This is a genomic window from Deltaproteobacteria bacterium (assembly GCA_028818775.1).
Taxonomy (GTDB): Bacteria; Desulfobacterota; Binatia; order UBA9968; family JAJDTQ01; genus JAJDTQ01.
In genome coordinates this window covers 8,776-33,530 of sequence record JAPPNE010000088.1, presented here as the reverse complement: position 1 = coordinate 33,530, position 24,755 = coordinate 8,776, and the positions used below count along the sequence as shown (strand labels likewise).

General features: G+C 66.9%; 24 protein-coding genes. 15 read left to right on the top strand and 9 right to left on the bottom strand.

The annotated features are described in order from the left end of the window. The 3 genes from OXU42_10860 to OXU42_10850 all read right to left on the bottom strand — a co-directional run. Positions 1–370 (bottom strand): hypothetical protein (locus OXU42_10860; GenBank protein ID MDE0029885.1); only part of this gene is annotated, 370 nt, incomplete at its 3' end. A gap of 92 nt (positions 371–462) precedes the next feature. Beyond that, a complete protein-coding gene (locus OXU42_10855) occupies positions 463–1,377 on the bottom strand; it encodes a DUF2442 domain-containing protein (protein MDE0029884.1) in 915 nt (304 codons plus the stop codon). 7 nt (positions 1,378–1,384) lie between these two features. Further along, positions 1,385–1,621 carry a DUF4160 domain-containing protein gene (locus tag OXU42_10850; protein MDE0029883.1) on the bottom strand — a complete coding sequence of 79 codons (237 nt, stop codon included), beginning with the start codon at positions 1,619–1,621 and terminating at the stop codon, positions 1,385–1,387. A gap of 161 nt (positions 1,622–1,782) precedes the next feature. Here OXU42_10850 and OXU42_10845 point away from each other — a divergent pair, with 161 nt between their 5' ends. The 3 genes from OXU42_10845 (at position 1,783) to OXU42_10835 (ending at position 4,833) form a co-directional block, all read left to right on the top strand. Next, positions 1,783–1,992 carry a PIN domain-containing protein gene (locus tag OXU42_10845; protein MDE0029882.1) on the top strand — a complete coding sequence of 70 codons (210 nt, stop codon included), beginning with the start codon at positions 1,783–1,785 and terminating at the stop codon, positions 1,990–1,992. Positions 1,993–2,243: 251 nt separating this feature from the next. Continuing rightward, entirely contained in the window at positions 2,244–3,872 is a 1,629-nt protein-coding gene (locus OXU42_10840) for a UbiD family decarboxylase (GenBank protein MDE0029881.1), read from the top strand. A 115-nt stretch (positions 3,873–3,987) separates the two neighbouring features. Further along, complete coding sequence (locus OXU42_10835) at positions 3,988–4,833, top strand: DUF1932 domain-containing protein (GenBank protein MDE0029880.1); 846 nt, start codon at positions 3,988–3,990, stop codon at positions 4,831–4,833. A 104-nt stretch (positions 4,834–4,937) separates the two neighbouring features. On the opposite strand, the gene OXU42_10830 is transcribed toward OXU42_10835, so the two are convergent. Together OXU42_10830 and OXU42_10825 are read right to left on the bottom strand one after the other, a co-directional pair. Further along, positions 4,938–5,318 carry a hypothetical protein gene (locus tag OXU42_10830; protein ID MDE0029879.1) on the bottom strand — a complete coding sequence of 127 codons (381 nt, stop codon included), beginning with the start codon at positions 5,316–5,318 and terminating at the stop codon, positions 4,938–4,940. A gap of 84 nt (positions 5,319–5,402) precedes the next feature. Next, entirely contained in the window at positions 5,403–6,032 is a 630-nt protein-coding gene (locus tag OXU42_10825) for a hypothetical protein (protein ID MDE0029878.1), read from the bottom strand. Positions 6,033–6,101: 69 nt separating this feature from the next. Between OXU42_10825 and OXU42_10820 the strand changes: the two genes are divergently transcribed. The 10 genes from OXU42_10820 to OXU42_10775 all read left to right on the top strand — a co-directional run bounded on the left by OXU42_10820 (position 6,102) and on the right by OXU42_10775 (position 17,118). Then, positions 6,102–6,821 (top strand): SDR family oxidoreductase, encoded by a 720-nt coding sequence (locus tag OXU42_10820; protein ID MDE0029877.1) that lies wholly within the window; start codon positions 6,102–6,104, stop codon positions 6,819–6,821. A gap of 22 nt (positions 6,822–6,843) precedes the next feature. Continuing rightward, entirely contained in the window at positions 6,844–7,227 is a 384-nt protein-coding gene (gene folB / locus OXU42_10815) for a dihydroneopterin aldolase (GenBank protein ID MDE0029876.1), read from the top strand. Beyond that, positions 7,224–7,607, top strand: a complete 384-nt coding sequence (gene folK / locus OXU42_10810) for a 2-amino-4-hydroxy-6-hydroxymethyldihydropteridine diphosphokinase (protein ID MDE0029875.1) — start codon at positions 7,224–7,226, stop codon at positions 7,605–7,607. Before folB ends, folK begins: the two co-directional genes overlap by 4 nt. Beyond that, on the top strand, positions 7,607–8,620 hold the full coding sequence (locus OXU42_10805) for an esterase-like activity of phytase family protein (GenBank protein MDE0029874.1): 1,014 nt from the start codon (positions 7,607–7,609) through the stop codon (positions 8,618–8,620). Before folK ends, OXU42_10805 begins: the two co-directional genes overlap by 1 nt. A gap of 56 nt (positions 8,621–8,676) precedes the next feature. After that, positions 8,677–9,720: an alpha-hydroxy-acid oxidizing protein gene (locus OXU42_10800; GenBank protein MDE0029873.1), complete on the top strand. Its 1,044-nt coding sequence runs from the start codon at positions 8,677–8,679 to the stop codon at positions 9,718–9,720. Between the two features lie 10 nt (positions 9,721–9,730). Then, positions 9,731–10,195: a RidA family protein gene (locus tag OXU42_10795; GenBank protein ID MDE0029872.1), complete on the top strand. Its 465-nt coding sequence runs from the start codon at positions 9,731–9,733 to the stop codon at positions 10,193–10,195. A 189-nt stretch (positions 10,196–10,384) separates the two neighbouring features. Further along, positions 10,385–11,866 (top strand): DegQ family serine endoprotease, encoded by a 1,482-nt coding sequence (locus tag OXU42_10790; protein MDE0029871.1) that lies wholly within the window; start codon positions 10,385–10,387, stop codon positions 11,864–11,866. A gap of 219 nt (positions 11,867–12,085) precedes the next feature. Next, positions 12,086–13,795: an ATP-binding protein gene (locus tag OXU42_10785; GenBank protein MDE0029870.1), complete on the top strand. Its 1,710-nt coding sequence runs from the start codon at positions 12,086–12,088 to the stop codon at positions 13,793–13,795. 61 nt (positions 13,796–13,856) lie between these two features. Then, positions 13,857–15,281, top strand: coding sequence for a sigma-54 dependent transcriptional regulator (locus OXU42_10780; GenBank protein MDE0029869.1), 1,425 nt, complete (start codon positions 13,857–13,859; stop codon positions 15,279–15,281). Between the two features lie 334 nt (positions 15,282–15,615). Further along, positions 15,616–17,118 carry a sigma-70 family RNA polymerase sigma factor gene (locus OXU42_10775; GenBank protein ID MDE0029868.1) on the top strand — a complete coding sequence of 501 codons (1,503 nt, stop codon included), beginning with the start codon at positions 15,616–15,618 and terminating at the stop codon, positions 17,116–17,118. A 72-nt stretch (positions 17,119–17,190) separates the two neighbouring features. On the opposite strand, the gene OXU42_10770 is transcribed toward OXU42_10775, so the two are convergent. After that, a complete protein-coding gene (locus OXU42_10770) occupies positions 17,191–17,748 on the bottom strand; it encodes an HPF/RaiA family ribosome-associated protein (GenBank protein MDE0029867.1) in 558 nt (185 codons plus the stop codon). Positions 17,749–17,827: 79 nt separating this feature from the next. Here OXU42_10770 and glnE point away from each other — a divergent pair, with 79 nt between their 5' ends. Then, the gene (gene glnE, locus OXU42_10765; GenBank protein ID MDE0029866.1) at positions 17,828–20,827 is read left to right on the top strand and encodes a bifunctional [glutamate--ammonia ligase]-adenylyl-L-tyrosine phosphorylase/[glutamate--ammonia-ligase] adenylyltransferase; all 3,000 of its coding nucleotides are present in this window, start codon (positions 17,828–17,830) and stop codon (positions 20,825–20,827) included. Between the two features lie 43 nt (positions 20,828–20,870). On the opposite strand, the gene OXU42_10760 is transcribed toward glnE, so the two are convergent. Next, positions 20,871–21,623 (bottom strand): beta-phosphoglucomutase family hydrolase, encoded by a 753-nt coding sequence (locus OXU42_10760; GenBank protein ID MDE0029865.1) that lies wholly within the window; start codon positions 21,621–21,623, stop codon positions 20,871–20,873. Next, positions 21,620–22,285, bottom strand: a complete 666-nt coding sequence (adk, locus tag OXU42_10755) for an adenylate kinase (protein ID MDE0029864.1) — start codon at positions 22,283–22,285, stop codon at positions 21,620–21,622. The genes OXU42_10760 and adk overlap by 4 nt, the downstream gene beginning before the upstream one ends. 294 nt (positions 22,286–22,579) lie before the next feature. Here adk and OXU42_10750 point away from each other — a divergent pair, with 294 nt between their 5' ends. Further along, complete coding sequence (locus OXU42_10750; GenBank protein ID MDE0029863.1) at positions 22,580–23,986, top strand: FAD-dependent oxidoreductase; 1,407 nt, start codon at positions 22,580–22,582, stop codon at positions 23,984–23,986. A gap of 14 nt (positions 23,987–24,000) precedes the next feature. On the opposite strand, the gene pgl is transcribed toward OXU42_10750, so the two are convergent. Beyond that, positions 24,001–24,744 carry a 6-phosphogluconolactonase gene (gene pgl, locus OXU42_10745; GenBank protein ID MDE0029862.1) on the bottom strand — a complete coding sequence of 248 codons (744 nt, stop codon included), beginning with the start codon at positions 24,742–24,744 and terminating at the stop codon, positions 24,001–24,003. Positions 24,745–24,755: the final 11 nt, after the last annotated feature.

The following is a 24,755-nucleotide window of genomic DNA, read 5'->3' as shown; positions in this document are numbered from 1 at the left end:
CGATGCCGCTGCCGTAGATGACGTCGTCCTCCCGCCGCGCCAGCGCCTGCCACTCGGGGCGGCTGCTCCCGGTGATCCAGAGGTCCTCCTGCCCGCCCGACAGGGCCGTGTCCATGTGCCCGTTGAAGAGCAGCGTCGGCCCCGTGCCCTCGCCCGGAATCACCCCCACCACGTTGGCCCGCCCCGGCTCCGTGTGCTGGAGGAAGGCCTCGATACCCTGCTTCTGCAACCAGTCATGAATGAACCGCGCCACCTCCTCCTCGCTCCCCGTGGGCGTGGGGAAATTGACGACGTCCATGGCCAAGCTGGCCAACTCCTCCCGGTCGATGTGGGAAAAGACCTTTTCCAAAGTCTTCGGGTCGGTGTGCATGCGTGGAACCCCTTCCGTGGATTATTGCCGGAAGCTAACGGACACGGAAGCCGGGAGTCAAGCGAACGGAGTCCGGTGGATGTCGGAATGGGCTAAGTGTTCCGGGAACCGTCGTAACTCAGGAATCGCTTTACCACCGGATGCCATGCGTGGGGTTGGTACCCCTTCCACGAAGGATGGTGGATGGCCAGAATGACGCTTTCGCCCTCGGAGTAGCGATAGCGGCCGAGGAGGCTCTTCGGCGGCCAATTCGTCGGAAATTTTTCAGAACCCAAGCAGTCAATCAACGCTTCCGGCGGCGACGCCCAGAAGTCCTCGTCGTAAGGCATATTGTCCCAGAGCCGCATGCCGCATGCCACGATGTGCGTTGGACGCAGACATTCCAAAGTCGCGCGGAACGGAGCGGCCGCCTCTTCCCACATCTCTTTGGTCGGTGGGATGTCAGGGGCAGCGCCAACGCTCCGCTGAACATAGTTGTAGAACGCAATGGAATCGAAGAACCGGCTCCTGTCTGTGGAAGTCTCCTGTCCCAGAACCGTGTGCAGGATTTTCGTGAAGAAAAGATAGCCGCCTTCCTTACAATATTCACCAACGACGCCTTTGGTGGGTTGGCCGTGCCAGCGCTCCCAGTTTTCTGTATCCCCATAGTGGGATTCTCCTAGAATCAGGAGGTTGGTTGGCAAGCCGAGGTCGTTCGGCTTACCGTAGCCTTTTCCCTTCCAGGGCTGGAACTTCGGTTGACGTCTGGCCATCAGCCACTTCACAACAGAACGCATGCTCTCGCCAGACCGTTTCCCTGCGAGCAGACCCTCTACGCTTATGTCTTCGTCGATGTCTTCCCAGTGAATTCCTTGACCTTCGCCGATGAGGCTCCAATTGGCCCTCTCTCGCTTCGTCGCATATGCAAGCCTCGGGTAACGGTCCACGGGAATGACGACAGTCCTGCCATCGCTCAACCTGACGTACAGCGTGTTACCGGACGCCTCTACGCCGATGGCGTTCGGCACGCTTCCCTCAACTGATGAAATACTCATCCCAAGCCTCTACGAGTTCCCTTCGACATTCTTCGACCATCCCGATAATACGCGAAATTTCGGCCCGACGGAATCCACCAGCTTCCTGAAGCCGGATGGGTTCGAGCCAGAATTTCGCAACGTGGTTGTCTCGCTCTACATGCACATGAGGGGGCTCTTGGCCGTCGCTGGAGTAGAAGAAAAACCGGTACGGTCCCTGCCTCAGTACAGTGGGCATTTTGCAATCGCGTGAATTTACCCATCCCGTTGATTTGATCCGGGGTCCTCCGACGCTCTCAACGCGATCGTCTCGTCGCTGCCTCATCTCTCCCCAACGGAAGCGGCGCAACTTGCCGATGACCTGGCAACATTCCGCCTTCGTTGAAGCGCTAAGCGCTGCTGGAGCGTTTTCCCTTGTTGCCCGTAGACTTGGCCACCGCCCGCGTTCACGCGCAGGTCTGGGCGGAGCTTGCCCGAGCCGGCAAACTGATCGGCCCGAACGACCTCTGGATTGCGGCCACGGCTCTTGCTCGGGGCCTGGCTGTCGCCACGGCCAACGTCCGCGAGTTCGACCGTGTTCCCGGCCTTGTCGTCGAGGTGTGGACCTGACTTGGGGCAGCGCCATCACCTGACCCCAGGGCCGAGTCCCTGTTTCCACCGAAGGTGCTCGTGCAGCACGTATCCGTGCGCTTTCATTGACACGGACGGACGCGATCCGCTATTTCTAGGGTTTCGATCGAGAGCCTACCGTTTCTTTACGACAACCGAAGCCCCGAATCCGGGCTGCAACACGGCCCGACGGGGCGACGGGAACTCTCCGCGACATCACTCGAAAGTTTGACTCGAACAGGAGGCTGGTAATGGGTTATGCGGATCTACATGAGCATCTGAGAATGCTCGAAGAGGCGGGGCATCTGCGCCGCATCAATCAGACCATCAACAAGGACACCGAGCTGCACCCGCTGGTGCGCTGGCAGTACCGGGGCGGCATTCCCGACGAGGAACGCAAGGCGTGGTACTTCTCCAACGTCACCGACTCCCGCGGACGCAAGTTCGACTTTCCCGTGGTGGTGGGCGCGCTGGCCGGCAGCAAGGCCATCTACTTCCTGGGCATGGGCTGCAACAGCGCCGACGAGATGGACGCCAAGTGGAAGCACGCCCTCTCCAACCCCATCAAGCCCCAGGTGGTGGACAACCCGGCGTGCCATGAAGTGGTGATGACCGACGATGCGGTGGAGAACGAAGGACTGGACAAATTCCCGGTCCCCATCTCCACTCCCGGCTTCGACAACGGCCCCTACACCACCTGCTCCCACTGGATCACCAAGGACCCCGAGACCGGCATCGGCAACATCGGCAACTACCGCGGCCAGATCAAGTCGAACACCCGGGTGGGCGTGTTCCCGTCCGGACTTGGCCAGGACATCTTCCTGCACTGGAAGAACGCGCAGAAGCGCGGCGAGCCGCTGGAGGCGGCCCTGGTCATCGGCGCGCCGCCGGTGGTCTCCTACGTATCGGTGCAGAAGGTCGACTACGGCGTGGACGAGATGGCCATCGCCGGCGGCTTCGTGGGCGAGCCTATCCGCATGGCCCAGTGCAAGACCGTGGACCTCCAGGTGCCGGCGGAGTCCGAGATCGTCATCGAGGGGCACCTCAACACCGAGTTCGTGGAGCCCGAGGGGCCGTTCGGCGAGTCCCACGGCTACATGCACCCGCGCCAGTTGAACCCCTTCATGGACGTCACCGCCATCACCCACCGCAAGGACGCCATCTACGTGTCGTGGCTGAGCCAGCTCACCCCCAGCGAGTCGTCGGTCATCCGCAAGATCGGCTACGACCGGCTCATGCTGGTGCACCTGCGGGACCACTGCCGCATCACCAGCGTCATCCGGGTGGAGATGCACGAGCCCCTGACCAACACCTACAAGCTCGTCATCGTGCAGATGCGCAAGCCCAAGGAAGCCGAGGTGTGGCGCGCGCTGCACGCCGCGGCGTCGTTCCACCCCGGCGTCGGCAAGATCGTCATCGCGGTGGACGAGGACATCGATCCGTCGGACGAGGCGGCCGTCTTCTGGGCCATGTGCTACCGCATGAAGCCCCACAAGGACGTGCAGATCATCGGCGGCATGGAGAAGGGCCACGCCCCGCCGTTCCTCTACAAGGACGAGGCCAAGGGCACCGACGTGGTGTCGTACCACCTGCCGGCGGACGAGTCGGGCATGCTGTGCAACGCCATTCAGAAGGAGCCCTTCCCGCCGGTCTCCCTGCCCAAGCGGGAGTACATGGAGCACGCACGGGAGCTGTGGGAGGAGCTGATGTTGCCGCCCCTGAACCCCAAGATGCCGTGGTACGGCTATTCCCTGGGCCAGTGGGACGACGAGCTGGACGAGGAAGCCAAGCTCGCCGTGGAGGGCCGCTACTTCGAGACCGGCGAGAAGCTCAAGTCGCGGCGCGTCAAGGCCAGCGACGTGGAAGAGCAGGACCACTAGCCCTGCTTGCGCGAGAGACGACGCAGCGGCGGCCCATCAGCCGTTCGTCCTGAGCGTAGCGAAGCGAAGTCGAAGGACGCCGGAACAATTGATCAGGGTCTTCTTGGAGGAGGCCATGCAGATCAAAACCATCACTCTGCTGCATCCCGGCAACATGGGCGCCACCGTCGGCGCGGCGGTGACGGGCGCCCGTGTGTTGTGGGTTTCCGAGGGGCGGCGGGAGGAGAGCCGGCGCAGGGCGGTGGAGGCCGGGCTGGTCGAGGTGGCGACACTGGCGGAGGCGGTCCGCCAAAGCGACGCGGTTCTTTCCGTGTGCCCGCCCCACGCCGCCGAGGAGGTGGCACGAGACGTGGCGGACCTGGGCTTCGCCGGGCTCTACATCGATGCCAACGCCGTGTCCCGTGAGACCGCGCAACGCGTGGGGGCCATCGTGTCCAAGGCCGGGGCGCGTTTCGTTGACGGCGGCATCATCGGCCAGCCGGTGCGCAAGCCGGGAACCACGCGCCTTTATCTCTCGGGTGCCGGTGCCGAGCCCGTGGCGCTGTTGTTCTCCGGGGGTCCGCTCGACGCCCGGGTCATCGAAGGCGGACCGGGGGCGGCCTCCGCGCTCAAGATGACCTACGCGGCCTGGACCAAGGGCAGCGACGCGCTGATCCTGGCCGTCCGCGCCCTGGCGGTCAGTGAAGGCGTGGAAGCAGCCCTCCTGGAGGAATGGGCGGCGTCGCAGCCCAACGCCGAACGCAAGAGCGAACGCGCGGCCGCGGTGGCGGCGCCCAAGGGCTGGCGTTACGTGGGCGAGATGGAAGAAATCGCCGCCAGCTTCGAATCCGCCGGGCTCCCGCCGGGGTTCCACAAGGCCGCGGCGGAACTCTACCAACGGCTGGCGCCGTTCAAGGACCGCACCGACCCCGGACCCCCGGTCGGGGAAGTCCTGGAGGTTCTGGCCACAAGGAGACGGTAGAGGTCAACCGGCCGTCACGCAAACCCCGCGGTTTCTTCACGGTCCCGGTAGCGGGCGGTGGGCGAAGGGGACTCCAGGCTCGCGCAAGGGGGAAGGCTCAACCGCTATGACGGCGCCAGAACGGCGTACAACGCCCACACCGCGATGACGGTCCAGATGGCCATCACCGGCCACAACCGGCCGAACCCCTCGCCCGCCACCTCCTTGCCGAGCTTGAGGATCGTCTCGGAATAGGGCGCCAGCGCCACTCCCATCAGCAGAGACGTGAGCAGCATCGCCGAGACCACCTCCACGACGTCCATCCGCGTGAAGACGATGTATCCCACCACCGCGGCCAGCACGGCGTAGACCCAGGTGCACGCACGCGGATAGTTGAGCATGGCTCCGGCCGTGTCCATCCACCACGTCGGAGAGACCAGCAAGCCGGCGAGCTTTACGAGCACCACGACCGCAAAGATGAACGCCAAAACTTCGAGCGCGTCCATGGCTTTCCCCCTTCGGCAGCAGGTTTTTGTAGGATCAATCCATTATAACACGCGGAAATTCGTCGTTGGCGATGCGCGCTGCGCTCACGAAATCGACACCGCCGAGAGCGGCTTCGGCCTCTCGTGATACCACTCGAACCAGTCTTCGCCGTCCCGCGGGCACGCCGACAGCATCTCTTCCATGGTTACGGGCGCGATATCGCCCTCGCGGATCTCCCGCAGCCGCTCCTCCGGCATGGGGTTCCCGTACTGCTCGTTTCTCATCTCCAATCGTATGGCACCCATCTCCGCGATGATCCTGGAAGCGGTTTCGACGTCGTCCCGGCCACGGATGAGCCGGTATAGGTCTTCCCTTCCCTCCGAGGCGCCGTGCTCGATCTCGTCCCTGAGAATGGTCTTCGAGGCACGCGAGAGGGCCTCCTCGTAGTCGCCGCCCCCTAGCGGGATCATACCGTAGAAGAGCGAGCCGCCTCCGCCGCGGGTAAAGAGCGCCGCCGCCAGTTCCAGCTCCGAACCGCCGGCCTTTAGCTCGGCCCACCGCTGGTGCTCCCGGCGCGACAGCTCGTACCAGGATGCCTGTTGCGCGGTTTCCCGCAGCTCCCGCCACTGCACCCGCTCGCCGCTGATGCCTTCGTAGATGTAGGCGAGCATGCCGTAGTGGCGGACCTCCTGATAGTCCTCGGTGAGCTGGTCCACGAGTGTTTCCCGTGACACGGCCCGGTCGACCTGCTCCACCAACTCGCAGCGGTGGTGGGTGCACCGCCAACCCGTTATGATGTCCCCATGTCCATGCCCAAGGGAGCCGCCCTCGTCACCGGTGGAGCCAGGCGCATCGGCGCCGCCATCGCGAAAGCGCTGGCGCGACACGGCTACGACGTGGCGCTTCACTACCACACTTCCGCGGAAGCGGCCGAACGCACGGCGCGGGACATCGAGGATTGCGGGCGCCGGTGCCGGCTGTTCCGCTGCGACCTGAACGACCACGACGAGACGGCCGCTCTCGTCCCCAGGGTGCGGGAGCAGTTTCCGCGATTGAACGTCCTCGTCAACAACGCCTCCGTCTTCGAACGCGCCACCCTCCGCGACACCGGGCGCGACCTGTTCGAGCGCCACTTCAACATCCATTTCAAGGCGCCCTTCTTTCTGACGCAGGCCTTCGCCGAGGCCTGCTCCGAGGGACACGTCGTCAACATCCTCGACACGCGCGTGCGCGGCTCGGACCCGCGGCATGCCGCCTACACCCTGTCCAAGAAGGCGCTCCTGGAACTGACGCGGATGGCCGCGCGCGAACTCGGACCCGCCGTCCGCGTGAACGCCGTTGCGCCCGGAATGATCCTGCCGCCGCCGGGCGGCGTCGTGGACGAACTGGAGCGGCGCAGCGCCGGCCTGCCCTTGAAACGCGTCGGCGACACGGCTAACGTGGTCGCCGCCGTGCTGTTCCTCATCGACAACCCCTTCGTCACCGGCGAGTGCGTCTACGTCGACGGCGGGGAGCACCTGTAACCGCACACCCTCTCACCAAGCCATGCTTCATCGAAACCCGGTCAAGATCGCCATCGAGAACCTGCGTCTGCGCGCCATCATCGGCATCAACGAGTGGGAGCGCCACACGCGGCAGGACGTGGTCGTGAACGTCGAGCTGGAACTTCTGCCCGGGACCGCCTTCACGCGCGACGCCATCGACGAAACCGTGGACTACAAGCGGCTCAACAAGCGCATCATCGAGGAAGTGGAGGCGTCGTCGTTCTTTCTCATCGAGAAGCTCTGCGAACACGTCCTGGGCCTTGTGATGGACGACCCCCGTGTCGGGCGCGCGCGCGTGCGGGTGGCCAAGCCGGGCGCGCTCCGCTTCACCGATTCCGTGTCCGTCGAATGCTCGGCGGAGAGGACCGGACCGGAGAGCGCATGAACCGCGCCGTCATCGGTGTGGGCTCCAACATCGAGCCCGAGCGCAACGTCCCGGAAGCGCGCCGGCACATCACCCACCGGCACGTCATCGTGGCCGCGTCGCCGTTCGTGCAAACCCGCCCGGTGGGTTGCGTCGACCAGCCGGACTTCACCAACGGCGCGTTGCTGGTGGAGACCCCCGTGGACCGGGAGCGGCTCCGGGCCGACCTCAAGGCCATCGAGGCCCTGCTGGGCCGCCGGCGCGGCGAGAAACGCTACGGCCCCCGCACCATCGATCTCGACATCGTCGTGTGGAACGGCCGGGTCGTCGACCCCGACTTCCACACGCGCGAGTTTCTCCGTCAGGCGGTGATGGCGGTGCTCCCGGACCTGGAACCGTGATGCGGTCGCGTTCACGCCCGTGGCGCCCGCGACAGGCACACGCCGTCGCCCTAGCGCTGTCGCTCGCCGGCTTCCTGGCGGCGGCCAACGGGTTCGCCGGCCGGTTTACGGTCACGGCGCTCCCGGTGGCGCTGGAACCGGGAAACCCCGGCGTCACGCGGGTCGGCCGGCTGGCGTTCCTGAGCGGGTTCGAACTCTCCTCCGACCACGGGCGCTTCGGCGGGCTCTCCGGCCTGAGCGTCAGCCGGGACGGCACGCGGCTCCGGGCGGTTTCCGACCGCGGCTACTGGGTCGCCGCTGCCCTCACCCACGATCACGAGGACCGGCTCACCGCGCTCGACTCGTGGCGCGACGCGCCTCTGCTGACCCCCGCGGGCGAACGGACGGGCCTCTACGAACACGACGCGGAAGGGCTCGCGCGGGACTCGAGCGGCTCGTTCCTGGTGTCCTTCGAGGGGAAGCACCGGATCTGGCGCTATCCGGCGGGACTGAGCGCATCCCCCAAGCCGGTGGCGACTCCCCGGGACCTGCGGCGCGCGCCCGTGAACGGCGGTCTCGAAGGCATCACCGTGCTCTCCGACGGCGCCCTCCTGGGCATCACCGAGAAACAAGCCAATCGCGACGGCAGCCTCAAGGGCTGGTTCATGAAGGCCCGCAGCGCCCGGGAGTTCGCCTACGTCCCGGCCGACGGCTACAGCCCCACCGGCGTTGCGGCGGCGCCCGGCGGCGACGTGCTGCTGCTCGAGCGCAGCTTCGACCTCCTGCGCATGCGCGTGCGCATCGTACGCCTGCCGGAGGAGCGCCTGCGAGAAGCCCGGCGGAAGCCCGGGACACGGGTGCGCGGGGAGGTGATGGCCGACCTCCAGCGCCCGCTGTCGGTGGACAACTTCGAGGGACTCGCGTTGCGGCGCGACCACGCCGGACGGCTGTTGCTCTACGTGGTCTCCGACAACAACTTCCTGCCGCTGCAGCGGACCCTGCTGCTCCAGTTCCGCGTCATTGATGATTCGTGATTTACCGATTAGGATTTGAAATCCCACGAATACGAATCCATCCCTTGGGGGTAGACATGAGCGTTCAACAGATCGAACAGAAACCGCTGGAGAACTTGAGCCTCGACGAGTTGCGGCAGCTCTTTCACGCGCGGGTCAAGCCCGAGGCCATCGAGCACGTCATGGGCGCGGCCGAGAGCCACTCCACGCTCAAGCGCAACCGCACCGCGCTGGACCGGCTGCTGTTCCGCCAGCGCATCTTCCACGACGTCACCGATCCCGACACCTCCGTCGAGCTGTTCGGGCACCGGCTGCCCTCTCCCGCCATGATCGGCCCGGTGGGGAGCTTCCGGCTGGTGCGCAAGAACGGCGAGCACGAGGTGGCGGAGGGAGGCGACCTGTTCGGCACCATGGTGTTCATCAGCGGCGCCACCCAGTCCACCGTGGACCAGTGGAAGGACGGGATCTCCACGCCGCAGGTGTACATGGCCTACCTCAGCAAGGGACGGGACAAGGTGTTGAGCGCGGTGCGGCGCGCCGACGAGATCGGTTACGCCGCGGTCGGGCTCACCATGGACACGCTGCAACCCACCAAGCTGGGAGACCGGGTGCCGCTGTCGTCGGACGGCAAGCCGCGCACGGTTCACCTGTCGTCGCCGGACGACGTCACGTGGCTCAAGAACGAGGTATCGGTCCCGGTGGTGGTGAAGGGGATCATGAACCCGGACGACGCGCGCATCGCCATCGACGCGGGCGCCGACTGCCTGGTGGTGTCGAACCACGGCGGCCGCATCCTCGATTTCAACCGCGCCGCCATCGAGGTGCTGCCGGAGGTGGTGGACGCGGCCGCCGGGCGCGTGCCGGTGCTGCTCGACAGCGGCGCGCGCCGGGGCGGCGACATCGCCAAGGCGCTGGCCCTGGGCGCCAAGGCCGTGCTCCTGGGACGGCCCATCTGCTGGGGACTGGGCGCCGCCGGCCCCGAAGGGGTGGCGCGGGTGCTGACGATCCTCACCGACGAGCTGAAGCGCGTGATGATCATGACCGGCACCGCCACGATCCAGGACATCACGCCGGCGCTTTTGAGCCTGGACCCCGACAACGTCTGGTTCAGAGGACTGTAGGGAGGTCGACATGGGTGCCGAAGATCGTCTGAAGGAACTGAACCTGAGCCTGCCGCCCACCCCGCGCCCCATGGCCAACTACGTCAGCGCGGTGCGCACGGGCTCTCTGCTCTACCTCGCCGGGCACGGTCCCCTGGGGAATGACGGCAAGGCCATCTTCCACGGCAAGCTCGGTCGCGAGCTGACCATCGAGCAAGGCTACCAGGCGGCGCGCCAGACGGCGCTCAACACCCTGGTCACGCTCCGGGCGCAGCTCGGCAGCCTCGACCGCGTGCGCCGCATCGTCAAGGTGCTGGGCATGGTCAACGCCGATCCCGAGTTTCACAAGACCCCGCAGGTGATCAACGGTTTCTCCGACCTGATGGTGGAAGTGTTCGGCGAGAGCGTCGGCAAGCATGCCCGCTCCGCGGTGGGCATGGCGACGCTCCCCAACGGGATTCCAGTCGAGATCGAGTCCATCTACGAGGTCGAATGACGGTTTCGTTCGTCCTAAGCCGTTCGACGCAGCGTTCCGCGGGTTCGACGGAATGGTCGACAGACTGCACGGCGCGACACGGCGGAAGCCCGCCAACCCCCTGGAAACACGCTACCTTGCCGTGACAACGGCCGTTGGCACGGAAGATGCTTCCCTTAGGCGGCAGCATTTTCAGAAGGAGGTAGCTCAATGCTCCGTAAACCGTCTCGTTCCACCTGCATGAAGGCGTTGGGCGTGTGCGCGGTGTTGCTCGCCGTGATCGCCCTGGCCGGCGGGTTCAGCCGTCCGCCTCTCAACGCATCGACGCAGCCCGCGGCCGCGGAACCGCGGCCCGTGAACACCATCGTCCAACTGGTCAAGGAGGTGAGCCCCGCGGTGGTCAACATCACCGCCAAGGGCGAGACCCGGGCGGCCAGCATGTCCGAACGCTTCGGCCATCAGTTGCCCGAGGCGTGGCGCAAGTTCTTCGAGTCGCCGCCGTTCTCCATGCCCAATCCCTTCGGGACGCCCGAGGCCCCTTCCCGGCCAAGAAGGAGCCGCTCGTTCGGCTCGGGCGTGATCATCGACGGGAAGGGCCTGATCCTGACCAACCACCACGTGGTAAGCGGCCGGGAGAACATGGTCATTACCGTCACGCTGTCCGACGACAGCGAGTTCGAGGGAGAGATCATCGGCACGGACGAGAAGACCGACATCGCCTTGATCCGCATCAACCCCGGTTACGCCCTGCCGACGGTGCCGCTGGGGGACTCCGACGGCCTGGAGATCGGTGAGAGCGTTCTCGCCATCGGCAACCCCTTCGGGCTCGACCGCACGGTGACGTCGGGGATCGTCAGCGCCAAGGGACGCCGTATCGGCGCCGGCCCCTACGACAACTTCATCCAGACCGACGCCTCCATCAACCCGGGCAACTCCGGCGGCCCGCTGATCAACCATCGCGGCGAAGTGGTGGGCATCAACACCGCCATCTACAGCCGCGGCGGCGGCAACGTGGGCATCGGCTTCGCCATCCCCATCAACCTGGTGAAGGAGGTGCTGCCGCAGCTCCGGAACGACGGCCGGGTCACGCGCGGCTGGCTGGGCGTCTCGCTGCAAAAGGTGACGCCGCTCCTGGCGGAGTCGTTGGGCATCGGTGACGCGCGCGGCGCGCTCGTGGCCGAAGTCCTGCCGGACACGCCCGCGCAAAAGGCCGGGTTCAGGGCGGGTGACGTCATCGTGGAGTTCGACCAAAAGCCGGTCAAGGAATCGGGGGACCTGCCGTTGATCGTCGCCCGAACCCCGGTGGGCAAGGCCGTGGACGTCAAGGTGATGCGTGACGGCGGCGAGCGGACGCTCCGAGTGGAGATCGGCGAGTTGCTGGACGAAAAGGCCGTGGCGGCGGTGGAGCAAGGTTCCGACCTGGGACTGACCGTCCTCGAGGTGACCGACAGCGTCGCCAAGCGGTTCTCCCTCAAGCGCGCCGTGGGCGTTCTGGTGACCGGGGTGAAGCCGGGCAGTCCCGCGGACCAGGCCGGCCTGCGCCGAGGGGACGTGATCCTGGAGGTGAACCGGACGCCGGTCCCGGACCTGGCGGCCTACAAAAAGGCGCTGGAAGAGCTCGACAAGGGCGGCAACACGCTGTTTCTCGTGCAACGCGGCGAAGCGAAGCGGTTCTTTGCGGCGAAGCGCTGACCCGGGCCGGCGGCCGGCCCGTTTCGGCGCGAAGCCGGAACACCGCGCCGGGCATGGGGCAATTGAAGGCCGATGGGACCGAAGCCGTCCCATCGGCCTGTGTGCGTTGCGAGGCTCCGTGCGGACCCGCCGGAGTTTGCCAAGTTCCCGCCCATTTGTATAATGAAATCGCGTGAGCACGCACCGGCGGGAGCCGACTGAAAACCGCCGCCCACTGACATGAAACGCAATTCGCTGGTCCCTTACTTCCTGGCCTCGGTCCTGCTACTGGTGGGGCTCTTCTCGCTCTACGTGTTCTACGAGAGCCGCTGGCTCGAGGAAGAGCTGGTGCGGCAGGTGGAGGTCAAGGCGCTGGCCCTTACCCGGACCATGGAGACCAGCGCCAAGAAGTCCATCAAGGGAAACGCGTTGATCGAGGAGCTGGTACGGCAGCGGCTGTTGGACAACGCAAGGCTGATCGACCGTCTTCTCACCGCCAACGCCCCCGCGCCCCTGGTGCAGCGCATCAGCGCTCTCAACCAACTGCACAAGGTGGAGCTCCTGGACCTTCAGGGACGGCCTTGGGTGACGCACACCGGAACCGTGCCCCTCGACGTCGAGAGCTTCCTAGCGGAGTTGCGCGAACGATGGTCCGGCCAGGACTCCACGGTGCACATCTGGGGGCGGCTCTGGTCCCAACCGCGGGGGCAGGTCCCCACGCTCCCGCAGCACAAGTTCTGGGAAGACAGCGTCTTCGGCGTCGCCCTCGAGGCCCGCAGCTTCCCGGGATTCATCGCCATCCACGCGGACGCCGCCTACATGCTGAAGCTGCAGCGCGAGATCGGCGTGCAACGCCAGATCCAGGACCTCGGGCGGCAGGAAGGCATCCACCACCTGGCGCTCCTGGACAACGACTTCACCGTGCTCGCCCATACCGACCCGTGGCTGGCCGGAAGCCGGATGGTGGACGACCTGAGCGCACGGGCGCGCGTCACCGATCGCTCGGCCCACCGGATCGTGGACACGGAGGGCGGCGGGCGGCGCTATGAGCTGGTGAAGCCCATGCGGCTGGATGGCGACCCCATGGGCTTTCTCAGGATCGGCGTGTCCATGGACGCGGTGGACACGGCGTGGTGGCAAAGCCTCTGGTCCATGGTGGGCCTGGGATGCGGCATCCTGGGCCTGGGCATGCTCGGATTCGCCGCGATCCTCTACAACCAGCGCTTCCACATGCAGGAGATCAAGGCGCTGGAAGCGGAGGTGGACCGGCGCGAGCACCTGTCCATGATGGGCAACCTGGCGGCGACCGTGGCCCACGAGGTGCGCAATCCGCTCAACGCCATCTCCATGGGGTTGCAGCGCCTCAAGGCGGAGTTCCAGCCGACGCAGGACGAAGGCGAATACAGCCGCTTCATCGAGTTGATGCGCGCGGAGGTGCACCGCCTCAATTCCATCGTCGAGGAGTTCCTGACGCTGTCGCGGCCGTTGAACATCAAGCCGGACCTGGTGAAGGTGGACCAGTTGCTGAAGGACCTCACGACCCTGACCGAAGGCGACGCCGAGTCCTCGGGCGTGGACATCGCGGTGGTGCATCACGGCCCGCGCCCGGTGGTCAAGGCCGACCCGGACTACCTCAAGCAAGTGCTCCTGAACCTCATTCTCAACGGCCTCCAGGCCATGCCCGAGGGAGGCAAGCTGACCATCGAGACATCGATTCGCGACGGCAGGATGCGGCTCTCGGTGAGCGACACCGGCGAGGGTATCGATCCGGAGAACCTGGCGCGCATCTTCGAGCCGTACTTCACCACGAAGTCCGAAGGCTCCGGACTGGGGCTCCCCATCGCCCGACGGATCGTGGAGAGCCACGGCGGCACCATCGAGGTGACCAGCCAGACGGGCACGGGCACCCGGTTCGACATCGTTCTCCCGCTCGATCATACGCTGACTTGAGCATGCTCTCGAGACGACCCACGGCGGCAGCGGCCGGGGCGCGCGGACGACGAACGTGGACATGACGGAACAGGCATATCGGGAAGACCTTGGCGCACGGCCGCCGCGCCGGCGGGAGGCAGCCCACGGCGACCGTTTCCACATCATGGTGGTGGACGACGAGCGCACGCAACTCGAGTTCGTCGGCGGCTTTCTCGGCAAGGCCGGCTTCGAGGTGGCGCTCATGGGAAGCGCGGCCGAGGCGGTGGAGCGGTTTCGCGGGGAGGCCTTCGACCTGGTGTTGACCGACCAGCGCATGCCCGACATGTCGGGGCTCGATCTTCTGAAGGAATGCCGCGCGCTGGATCCCGAGGTGGCGGTGATCATCATGACTGCCTACGGCAGCATCGAAACCGCCGTGTCCGCCATGAAGGAAGGCGCCACCGACTACCTGACCAAACCCCTCAACCTGGAGGAGTTGCGGCTCCGCATCGAGCGGGTCAAGCGCGGCCACCAACTCCTGCGAGAAAACACCGAGCTGCGCGAGGCCCTGCAGGAGCGCCATCGCATCGAGGGCATCATCGGCGAAAGCGGCCAGATGCAGGAGGTGCTGGACCTGGTGCGGCGCGTGGCCCCGAGCGACGCCACGGTCCTGCTGCGCGGCGAGAGCGGCACCGGCAAGGAACTGATCGCCAAGGCCATCCACTACGCCAGCGCCCGCAGAAAAGGGCCCCTGGTCAAGGTGAACTGCGCCGCGCTGCCGGAAACCCTGCTGGAATCGGAGTTGTTCGGGCACGAGAAAGGAGCCTTCACCGGCGCCTTCGCTACGCGCAAGGGCCGCTTCGAGATCGCCGACAAGGGTACGCTGTTCCTCGACGAGATCGGCGATTTGCCCGCCCATCTCCAGGCCAAGCTGCTGCGCGTCCTGCAGGAACGCGAGTTCGAACGCGTGGGCTCCAACCATGCCATCACCAGCGACGTGCGCATCATCACGGCGACCAACCAGGACCTCGACCAGCTCATGCGTCAAGGCGTCTTCCGCGAGGACCTCTACTACCGGCTCAACGTGGTCACCATCATCCTGCCGCCGTTGCGCGACCGCCGCCAGGACCTCCCCGCCCTCATCGACCACTTCCTCCGCAAGTTCGCGGAGAAGAACGGCAAGACGATACAGGGCTTCTCCCGCGAGGCGCGCGACGCGTTGCTGCGCTATGACTATCCCGGCAACGTGCGCGAACTGGAGAACCTGGTCGAACGGGCCACCGTGCTCACCCGCGACGACGTCATCGGGATCGGCGAGCTGCCGCTGACCATCAAGGAGACGCGCCCCGGCGCCGGCGACCAGACCAACCTCTCCGCCGCCGTCGAGGGAATAGAAAGGCGCATGATCGTCGAGGCCCTCGAGGCCGCGGCCGGCGTCCAGACCAAGGCCGCGGACAACCTCGGCATCAGCGAGCGAGCGCTGCGCTACAAGCTCCAGAAATACGGCTTGCGCGACGACAAGTGACGCGCCCTCCGCTCCGGCGGTCCGGGCCTAACGTCGTGCTTGACAACGATTATTTTCAGTGATACCGTAGGTTGTTGCTGGCTTTCCTCAAGGACGAGTGCCTAGTCGCATTGCTTGATCTTGGTGGTCCACAGGGACTGTCTCAACAAATCATTTCAGCAGCGTGCCGGATCCGCCGATCCTTCGATGACGTTGAACCGACGTCAAGGTCATCGCGAGGGCGGCGGATATTTTTAACCTACGGATCGTTGGTTTGCCTTCCGGTTCGGAGGAGCTTGGCTCTCCGGCCCGCGGCGTAACGGAAACTGTGGAAGCCAAAATGATGGAGAGAGCCTTGAACATCGAAGACAACGAGGACGCGATGGACGACTCGATCGACGAGCTTGACGATATCGCCATTGGAGAAGTCGACGAAGAGGAGCAACCCGCGAATTTCTCCGAGGAGTCCTCGCCGGCCCAAGTGCCCGCGGACAATGATCGGGTGGACGACAAGACCGACCCGGTCTCCCTCTACCTGCGCGACATCGGCTCCACCCCACTGTTGACCCGGGAGCGCGAGGTACAGCTCGGGATGCAGATGGAGGAAGGCCAGGAGGAGTACATCGCCAGCGTCATCGCCGCGCCTTACACGGTCCGGCGCGTGCTGGCTCTGGCCGAAGAGGTCAAGCGCAACGAGATTCCCTTGAGCCGCGTGCTCGTGGCCGGCGACGACGGCGAGGCATTCGACGAGACCGCAGAGCGGCGCCGCTTTCTCAAGGGCGTCACGGTGCTGCGCGGGCTCGTGCGCGAGCGGGAGCGCATGCAGGCGGAGATGGCGCGGAAGCGGACCTCCCAGAAGCGGCGCGCGGCCCTGACCGTCGACCTGGACAAGAAGCGGGTGCGGATCATCGACACGGTGAAGGGGCTGCACCTGTCCAAGGAATGGATCGACGACATCGGCGTGTGCCTCAAGGAGTCGCACGAAACGCTGGTCGAGCTGGCGCGGCAGGCGAACGCCCATGCGCGCGGCAACGCGGCCAAGCGGATCGCCGCCGACATCGAGGCCGTCGAAGCGTCCCTGGGGTCTGCCGCCGCCGACATCGCCAGTCAGGTGCAGGCCATCACCGCCGCGGAGTACAAGGCCGCGTCGGCCAAGAAGATCCTCATCGAGGCCAACCTGCGGCTGGTGGTAAGCTTGGCGAAGAAGTACGGCAACCGCGGTCTGCAGTTCCTCGACCTGATCCAGGAAGGCAACGTGGGGCTCATGCGCGCCGCGGAGAAGTTCGACTACCGGCTCGGGTACCGGTTCTCCACCTATGCCGGCTGGTGGATCCGTCAGAGCATCACGCGGGGGATCATCGACTCGGCGCCTACCATCCGCATTCCGGTGCACATGATCGAGACCCGGAACAAGCTCATCCGCGCGCACCGTTCGCTGCACCGCAAGCTCGGACGGGAGCCGCAACCGGATGAGGTCGCCACGGAGATGGGGCTCACCGCGGACGAGATCCGCAGACTGATGCGCATCGTGAAGGAGCCGGTCTCGCTGGAGACTCCCATGGGCGACGACGAGGAAAGCCGGCTCGGGGACTTCGTCGAGGACAAGCACGTCCCGAAGCCCCTGGAGGAGACCATTCACGCCAACCTGCGTGACAAGGTCAAAAAGGCCCTGGCCACGCTTCCTCCCCGAGAGGAAGCCGTCCTGCGCTACCGCTTCGGCATCGGCGAGGTGAGGGACTACACCCTCGAGGAACTGGGCGAGCGCTTCTCGCTCACCAGGGAGCGCATCCGCCAGATCGAGCAGCGTGCTCTGAGAAAGCTCCGCACCACGGTGGCGGGATTCAACCTCCAGGACTGAGAACCGCGCGACCCTTCGCCGAACCCGCCCGCCAACAGACAAAAAGGGCCGTCCCGAGGGACGGCCCTTTTTTTACGCGGCCGGCCCGTGGGCCACGCGTACGGTGCTTGCCTGAGGGCCTTGCCGGCCCTCCTCTTCGGTAAAGTGGACGCGCGTCCCCAGCGTCAGGCGGTCGAAGCCTTCTACCACGCTGTTCCCGTGAAAGTAGATCTCACGCCCGTCGCTGGTCTCGATGAAGCCGTAGCGCTCGGCCGCGAAGAGCTTGCTGACCCGGGCCGGCGGTTCCGCCGCATGGGTCTTCACCTCGCCACGCCGGCGGCGCGCGTAGTCCTGGAGTTGCCGGCGCGCGGCATCAAAGGCATCGCGAATCGCCACGTGGACGTCGTGGTGCGCCCCGGCCCGGCCGCTGTCCCGGTTCACCACCAACTCCCCGCCGGGCACCGTCAGATCGATGCGCACGTTGTAGAGCCGCCCCTTCTGGTGATGGCGGTGCGGTGCTCCGACCACTATCCGGCAGCCGGTGATGCTGTCATGAAACTGGTCGAGCTTGGCCGCCTTCTCGCGTATGGCCTGCTCAATGGCGCGAGAGGGCTCCATGTCGCGGAAAGTCACTTGCGGTTCGAGTTTCATCGGTCCCTCCTCTTTTTCTTTTCTATCGTCTTGGACAATACTGCGCAAATCACGTCCGCCTTCCTCCGCCCTCGCGCTCATGAGTGACTCGTTACGCAACCTTGTCTCCGCGGCCCAACAACGGCGGCTTGAACGCCTGGCGCGGTGGGCGGCATCCCCCGAAACCGCCCTGGTGCAGCTTGGCCGGCTGCTGGAGACCGGCGGTTCCCGCCCCCTGCCCGACCTCGCTCCGCGGGAACTGCGCATGCTGCTCCAGCTCCTGGGCGGGAGCACCTACCTGGGCGACATCCTTGTCCGCGCTGCGGACGCGTGGGGCGAGACCTTCGCCGAGGCGATCCACACCAAGGCAAAGTCGCGCCCCGGGCATGCCGCCGGTTTCGGCGCCGTCGCCCCCGACGCATCGCCGGAAGACCTCCACGCCAGGCTGCGCCGCTACAAGCGCCGGGAGTACCTGCGCATCGGCGCCCGCGACCTCGTGGGACTTGCGCCGGTGGAGGAAACCACCGCGGAGCTGAGCACCCTCGCCGACTTCACCCTCGACACGGCCTACCGGTTCTGCCGCGCGAGCCTCGAACGCCGCCACGGCCAGGTGCGCATGCCGGGGGCGTCGCGCCGCAACCGTTTCGTCATCCTCGGCATGGGCAAGCTCGGCGGGCGGGAGCTCAACTTCAGCTCCGACATCGACCTCATTTACCTGTACGAGACCGACGAGCCGGCCACGTCCCGGGCGCTGCCGCCGCCGGAGTTCTTCAGCCGCCTGGCCGAGGACCTGACCCGCGCCATGAGCGAGGTCACCGAGGACGGCATCGTGTTCCGCACGGACCTGCGGCTTCGGCCCATGGGCAGCCAGGGACCCAGCGCACAGCCGGTGGCCGCGGCGTCGCTCTACTACGAGTCCTGGGGCCAGTGCTGGGAGCGGTCGGCGCTGATCAAGGCCCGGCCCGCGGCCGGCGACATCGAGCTGGGCGAAGCATTCCTGGAAGAGATCCGGCCGTTCGTCTACCGTCGCTACCTCGACTTCTCCACGGTCGAAGAGCTGCGCGAAATGAAGGCGCGCATCGAGCGCCAGCAACTCGCCGGCGGCGACGGCGCGCGGCGCAACGTCAAGCTCGGGCACGGCGGCATTCGCGAAGTGGAGTTCTTCACCCAGGCGCTGCAACTGGTGAACGGCGGATACGACGCGCGCATCCGGCAACGCAACAGCCTCGAGGCCCTGGCGGAGCTGTCCCGCCACGGCTACGTGCCCGCGGAGGAAAGCGAGGCCCTGAGCGCGGCCTACCGTTTCCTGCGGAACGTGGAGCACAAGATCCAGATCCCCGCCCATCAGCAGACCCACGAGATCCCCGACGGCGCCGCGCACGAGCGCACACTGGCGCGGCGGCTCGGCTACCTGAAGCCGCGCGACGCCGAAGAGCAGGCCTTTTGGCGGGACTACCAAACCCACACCGGCGTCGTGCGCGCGTCCTTCCAGCGGCTCTTCTACGGCGCGCGCGAGGAGACCGCCGCGCACGGCGCGCGGCCGGAAGCCGCGGTGTGGCTGGAGCTCGACCGCCGGGAGGCGGTGGTCCAGGCCCTCCGGGAACACGGGTTCGCCGATCCGGACAAGGGCTACCGGGACCTCCTGGCCGTGCGCGACGGCAGCGGCGCCACGCCCCCCGGCCCCAAGCGCCGCAAGGTCATGCGCGACCTGATGCCGGCCCTGATGGAAGCCATCGTCAGGTCGGCGGAGCCACAGCAGGCGCTGCACCACATGGCCCAGTTCGGCTGCCGCATCGGCGCACGCACCGGTTTCCTCTCCCTGCTGGCGGAGAACCCCAGGACCACGCGCCTGCTCGTCGACCTCTTCGCGCACAGCCGGTTCCTGTCGGAGCTGTTCGTGAACCGCCCCGAACTGCTGGACAGCTTGATCCGGGTGGACCTTACTCGAGTCGTAAAGACACGGACCGAGATGCTGGAGGAGCTCCGGGCCGCCATGGCGGAGGACAGCGACCTGGAGAAGCGGTTGGACCGCCTGAGACGCTACCGCGTCGAGGAGTTCCTCCGGCTCGGTCTCCACGACCTCGGCGGCGAGCTGGAGTTCGACGATGCCATCGCGCAACTGACCGGCCTGGCCGAGGCCTGCCTTGAAGCGGCCTTGGCTCTGGCCGGGAATGAGCTGGAGCGGCGGCAGGGAGCGCCGGAGCCCGGACGCTTCGCGGTGCTGGCCATGGGGAAGCTCGGGGAGCGGCAGCTCGACTACAACTCCGACCTCGACCTGATCTTCCTCTACGACGCCCCGGACGGAACGCAGGCCGGGAACGGAAGGACGGGTTCGCTACCCGCCCACGAGTACTACGTCAAGCTCGGACAAACGATCATCACCTGCCTCTCCGCGCCTACCGCCGAAGGCATCGCCTATCAGCTCGACATGCGGCTGCGTCCCTCGGGACGTTCCGGACCGCTGGTGTCGTCCCTTGACGCGTTCCGCCGCTACCACGAGACCAGCTCCGAGCTGTGGGAAAGGCAGGCGCTGATCCGCGCGCGCTTCGCCGCCGGCGACGCCGGCCTCGGGGCCGAGGCCGAGGGCATCGCCGAGCGCTTCGCCTTCCAGGACAACTTCCGTCCGCAAGACGTGCGGGAGATCGACCACCTGCGCATCCGCATGGAGCGCGAGCTGGCGCGCGAGGACGGTTCCCGCTTCGACGTCAAGACCGGACGCGGCGGACTGGTGGACGTGGAGTTCCTGGTGCAGATGCTGCAACTGCGCTTCGGCCACGATCACCCCGAGCTGCGCGTCAAGGATACGCTGAGCGCCGCGGACGCGCTTCGGGGCCTGCGACTCCTGGGAGCGCGGGACCACCGCACCCTGGTGGAAGGATACCGGTTCCTGCGGCGCCTGGGGCACCGCCTGCGGCTCGAGCGCGACCACGACACCCACGTGCTCGAACGCGAGCCCGACGGACTCCGCGCCGTGGCGCTGGCGTTGGGTTATGAGGGAAAGGGCCGCCGGTCTCCCGGCACGGCCTTGCTGCGGGACTACGAGAGACGCCGCGAACGCATTCGCGCGTGCTACGACAGGTTCTTCGCCAACGAGGAGTGACGCGCCCGCACCCCGGCCGAACCGCGTCCGCGGGGTGAATCTCCTACTCTTCCAGCATCTCCGCCAAGTCGGCCACCACGATGTCGGCGCCGTTCTCGCGCAGGGAGTCGGCGTCGCCGTGCCGGTCGACGCCTATCACCAGTCCGAAGCCGCCGCGGCGGCCGGCCTGCACGCCCGAGAGCGCGTCCTCCACCACCACCGCCCTCCGCGGCTCCACGCCCAGCTCCTCGGCCGCCTTGAGGTAGGTGTCCGGCGCGGGCTTGCCGGGAATCTTGAGCCGCTGGGCGATCGCTCCGTCGACCCGGGTATCGAACAGGTCCTCGATGGCGGCGGCCTCCATGATCGTCTTGCAGTTCTTGCTCGACGACACCACCGCCGTCTTCATGCCGCGGGCGCGAAGATCGCGGGCCCAGCGAATCGTCCCCTCGAACGGCTCCGCGCCCTCTTCGCGCAGCACCTCGTTGAACAGCCGGTCCTTGCGGTTGCCGAGGCCGCACGCGGTCAGCTTGTCCGGAGGGTCCTCCGGATCGCCGAACGGCAGCTCGATGCCGCGGGATTCGAGAAAGCTCCGCACCCCGTCGTAGCGCGGCTTGCCGTCCACGTACTGCTTGTAGTCGCCGTCCATGTCGAAGGGAACGAACGCCGTGCCCGTGTCCGCGGCACGCCGTTCGAGAAAGGCGTCGAACATCCTCTTCCAGCACACCGAGTGAACCCGGGCCGTCGAGGTCAGCACCCCGTCGAGATCGAAGAGCACCGCGTCGAAGTCGTCGACGGTCACGCGCGGATGCACCCTCACGATGCCTCCTCGTTGAGTTGCGCCAGGATCGCCTGTCCCACCTGCTCCACCGGCCCCACCCCCGGCACCCTGATGTAGCGGGGCGCGGCCGCGCCCTCCCGGGCGCGCCAGCACGTGTAGTAGTCCACCAGCGGCGCGGTCTGTTCGCCGTACACGTCGAGCCGGCGGCGCACCGTCTCTTCCCTGTCGTCGTCCCGCTGCACGAGGTCCTCGCCGGTGACGTCGTCCTTGCCCTCGGTCTTCGGCGGATTGAAGATCACGTGATACACGCGTCCCGAGGCCGGATGCACGCGCCGGCCGCTGAGCCGCGCGATCACCTCCTCCGGCGGCACTTCCATCACCACCACATGGGTGATGGCGATGTCGTTGTCGCGCAGCGCCTGGGCCTGGGCCAGCGTCCTCGGGAAACCATCGAAGAGAAAGCCGTCGCGGCAATCCGGCGCCTGGATCCGCTCCTTGATGAGCTCGACGATGACGTCGTCGGAAACGAGGGCGCCCGCCTCCATCACCGCCTTGACGCGCACGCCCAGCGCCGTCCCTTCCTTGACCGCCGCGCGCAGCATGTCGCCCGTGGAAATCTGTGGGATGCCGAACGCCGTCGCGATGGACGCCGCCTGCGTCCCCTTGCCCGCTCCCGGCGGACCCAACAAGATGATGCGCATCAACGTGCTCCCCGATGCATGCTCGCACGGCGCGAGCCGACGCCCGAAAAACCGGGCACGGACGGAATTTCCGGAGGTTGCCGTCGGCGGGCGGGAAACCCACCCTGGCTGGGTGGAAACCCGTTAAGAACGAGAAATGGGGTAACACGAAAACCGCGCGCCATCAAGGCGAAGCCGCTCCGGGGGTTCAGGCTGGCAACCACGCGGTCCATCGAGTAGAATCAGGATGGGTGCATATTGCCGCCAGGCAACACACACTCATCTCACGGAACAGCCACCGGAGGGACCTTACGCATGCCTGACGCCGGGACCGACGATCATCCACTGCGAGTAGCCATCATCGGTTCGGGTCCGGCGGGTTTCTACGTGGTCGAGCGCTTGTTTCGCGAGAAGGGCCTGAGCGTCGAGATCGACATGTTCGACGAGCTGCCCACTCCCTTCGGGCTGGTGCGGGGAGGCGTGGCACCGGACCACCAGAAGATCAAGTCGGTGGTGCGGGTCTATGACCGGAACGCCCGGGATCCCCGGTTCCGCTTCTACGGCAACGTGCGCTACGGCCGCCACCTGCGCCTCGATGACCTCAAGGACCACTACCACCAGATCTGCTTCACCACCGGCGCCCAGACCGACCGCAGCCTGGACATTCCGGGAGAGGACCTCCAGGGCAGCCACGCGGCCACCGAGTTCGTGGCCTGGTACAACGGCCACCCGGACTACCGCGACCGCCGCTTCGACCTCTCCGGGGAATCCGCCGCCGTCATCGGCGTGGGCAACGTCGCCATCGACGTGGCGCGCATCCTGTGCCGCACCCACGAAGAGCTGGCGGTCACCGACATCGCCGACTACGCGCTGGAGGCCCTGCGCGAGAGCCGCATCCGCGAAGTCCATCTCATCGGACGGCGCGGCCCGGCCCAGGCCGCCTTCACCAACCCGGAGATCCAGGAGATGGGCGAGCTGGCCGGCGCCGATGTCGAAGTCCTCCCCGAGGAGGCCCGGCTCGACGCTCTCAGCCAAGCCGACGTGGACGCCCACCCGGACAAGGCCTTGATCCGCAAGATCGAGATCCTCCAGCGCTACGCCGCACAGCCGCCCGGCGGCAAATCGCGCCGCCTCCACATCCGCTTCCTGCTGTCGCCCACCGAGCTGATCGGCGACGGCGACGGGCGGGTGCGCGCCGTCCGCCTGGTGCGGAACGAGCTCCACGCGGACAACGGCTCCCTGCGCCCGCGACCCACCGACGAGCACGAGACCATCCCCGCGGACATCGTCTTCCGTTCCGTGGGCTACCTCGGAGTGCCGCTCCCCGACGTGCCCTTCAATGAACGCCGGGGGGTGATTCCCAACGACCGCGGCCGGGTGCTGACCGGAGACGGCAACGCCCCCGTGCCGGGCCTCTACGCCTCCGGGTGGATCAAGCGCGGACCAAGCGGCGTCATCGGCACCAACAAGCCCGACGCCGCCGAAACCGTCGAGCGCATGCTCGAAGACTTTCAGGCCGGTACCCTGCTGGCCCCCGCCCACCCCGACATGGCCGCCGCCGAACGCCTGGTGCGGGAGCGGCAGCCCGACTACGTGTCCTATGAAGACTGGCTGCGCCTCGACGAGATCGAGACCGCCCGCGGCCAGGAGAGCGGACGCCCGCGCGTCAAGCTCACACGCACCGAGGACATGATCGCGGCACTAAAGGGATCGGACGCCTAGGGTCCGGTCTCACACTACCCGGCCGCCGCCCGGTCGGCCATTATCACCGCGGCGTCCGGCGCCACGAGGCCCGCGGGGATGGTGGAGTCGCCCTCGCGCAGGCGCCGCAGCATCTCGCGCTTGTCCGCGCCGGTCACCACCCAGAGAATCCGCCGCGCCTTGTCCAGCACCGGAAACGTGAGGGTCATGCGCCGCCGTCCCTGGTAGACGCCGGTCACGACTACCGGTGAGTCGCGGACGTCCAGCTCCGGGGCACCCGGCACCAAGGACGCCGTGTGGCCGTCAGGACCGAGACCCAGGTGGATCAGGTCCAACCGGCCTGACGGGGCCGCCAGCCGTTCCAGTATCCCGGTATACTCTCGTGCCGCCGCATCGAGGTCCGTAGCCTCGACGGGCATGGGGTGGATCTGACCGGACTGGAGGGGCGCATGATCGAGGCTCCGGCGCAAGTGCGTCAGGTTCCGGTCCGCGTGCCCCGCCGGCGCCACGCGCTCGTCCACCTGCAGGAGTTCCACCGCCTCCCAGGGCACGTCCTCGTCCGCAAGCGCACGCAGCATCACCCACGGCGTCCGGCCGCCGCTGGCGGCGAACGTGAACCGGCCGCGGGCGGGCCCCCCCCCCCCCCCCGCCGCCCCGGGAAAAGGACGCCCCCCATATAAAAAGCTACCAGGAGGAGGAGGCGAAAACCCCCCCCCCCCGGCCCGCGGGGGGGGGGGCGCCCCCCCACACCCCCCGCCCCCCGGGGAGCCCCCCCCCAACAACGAAAAAT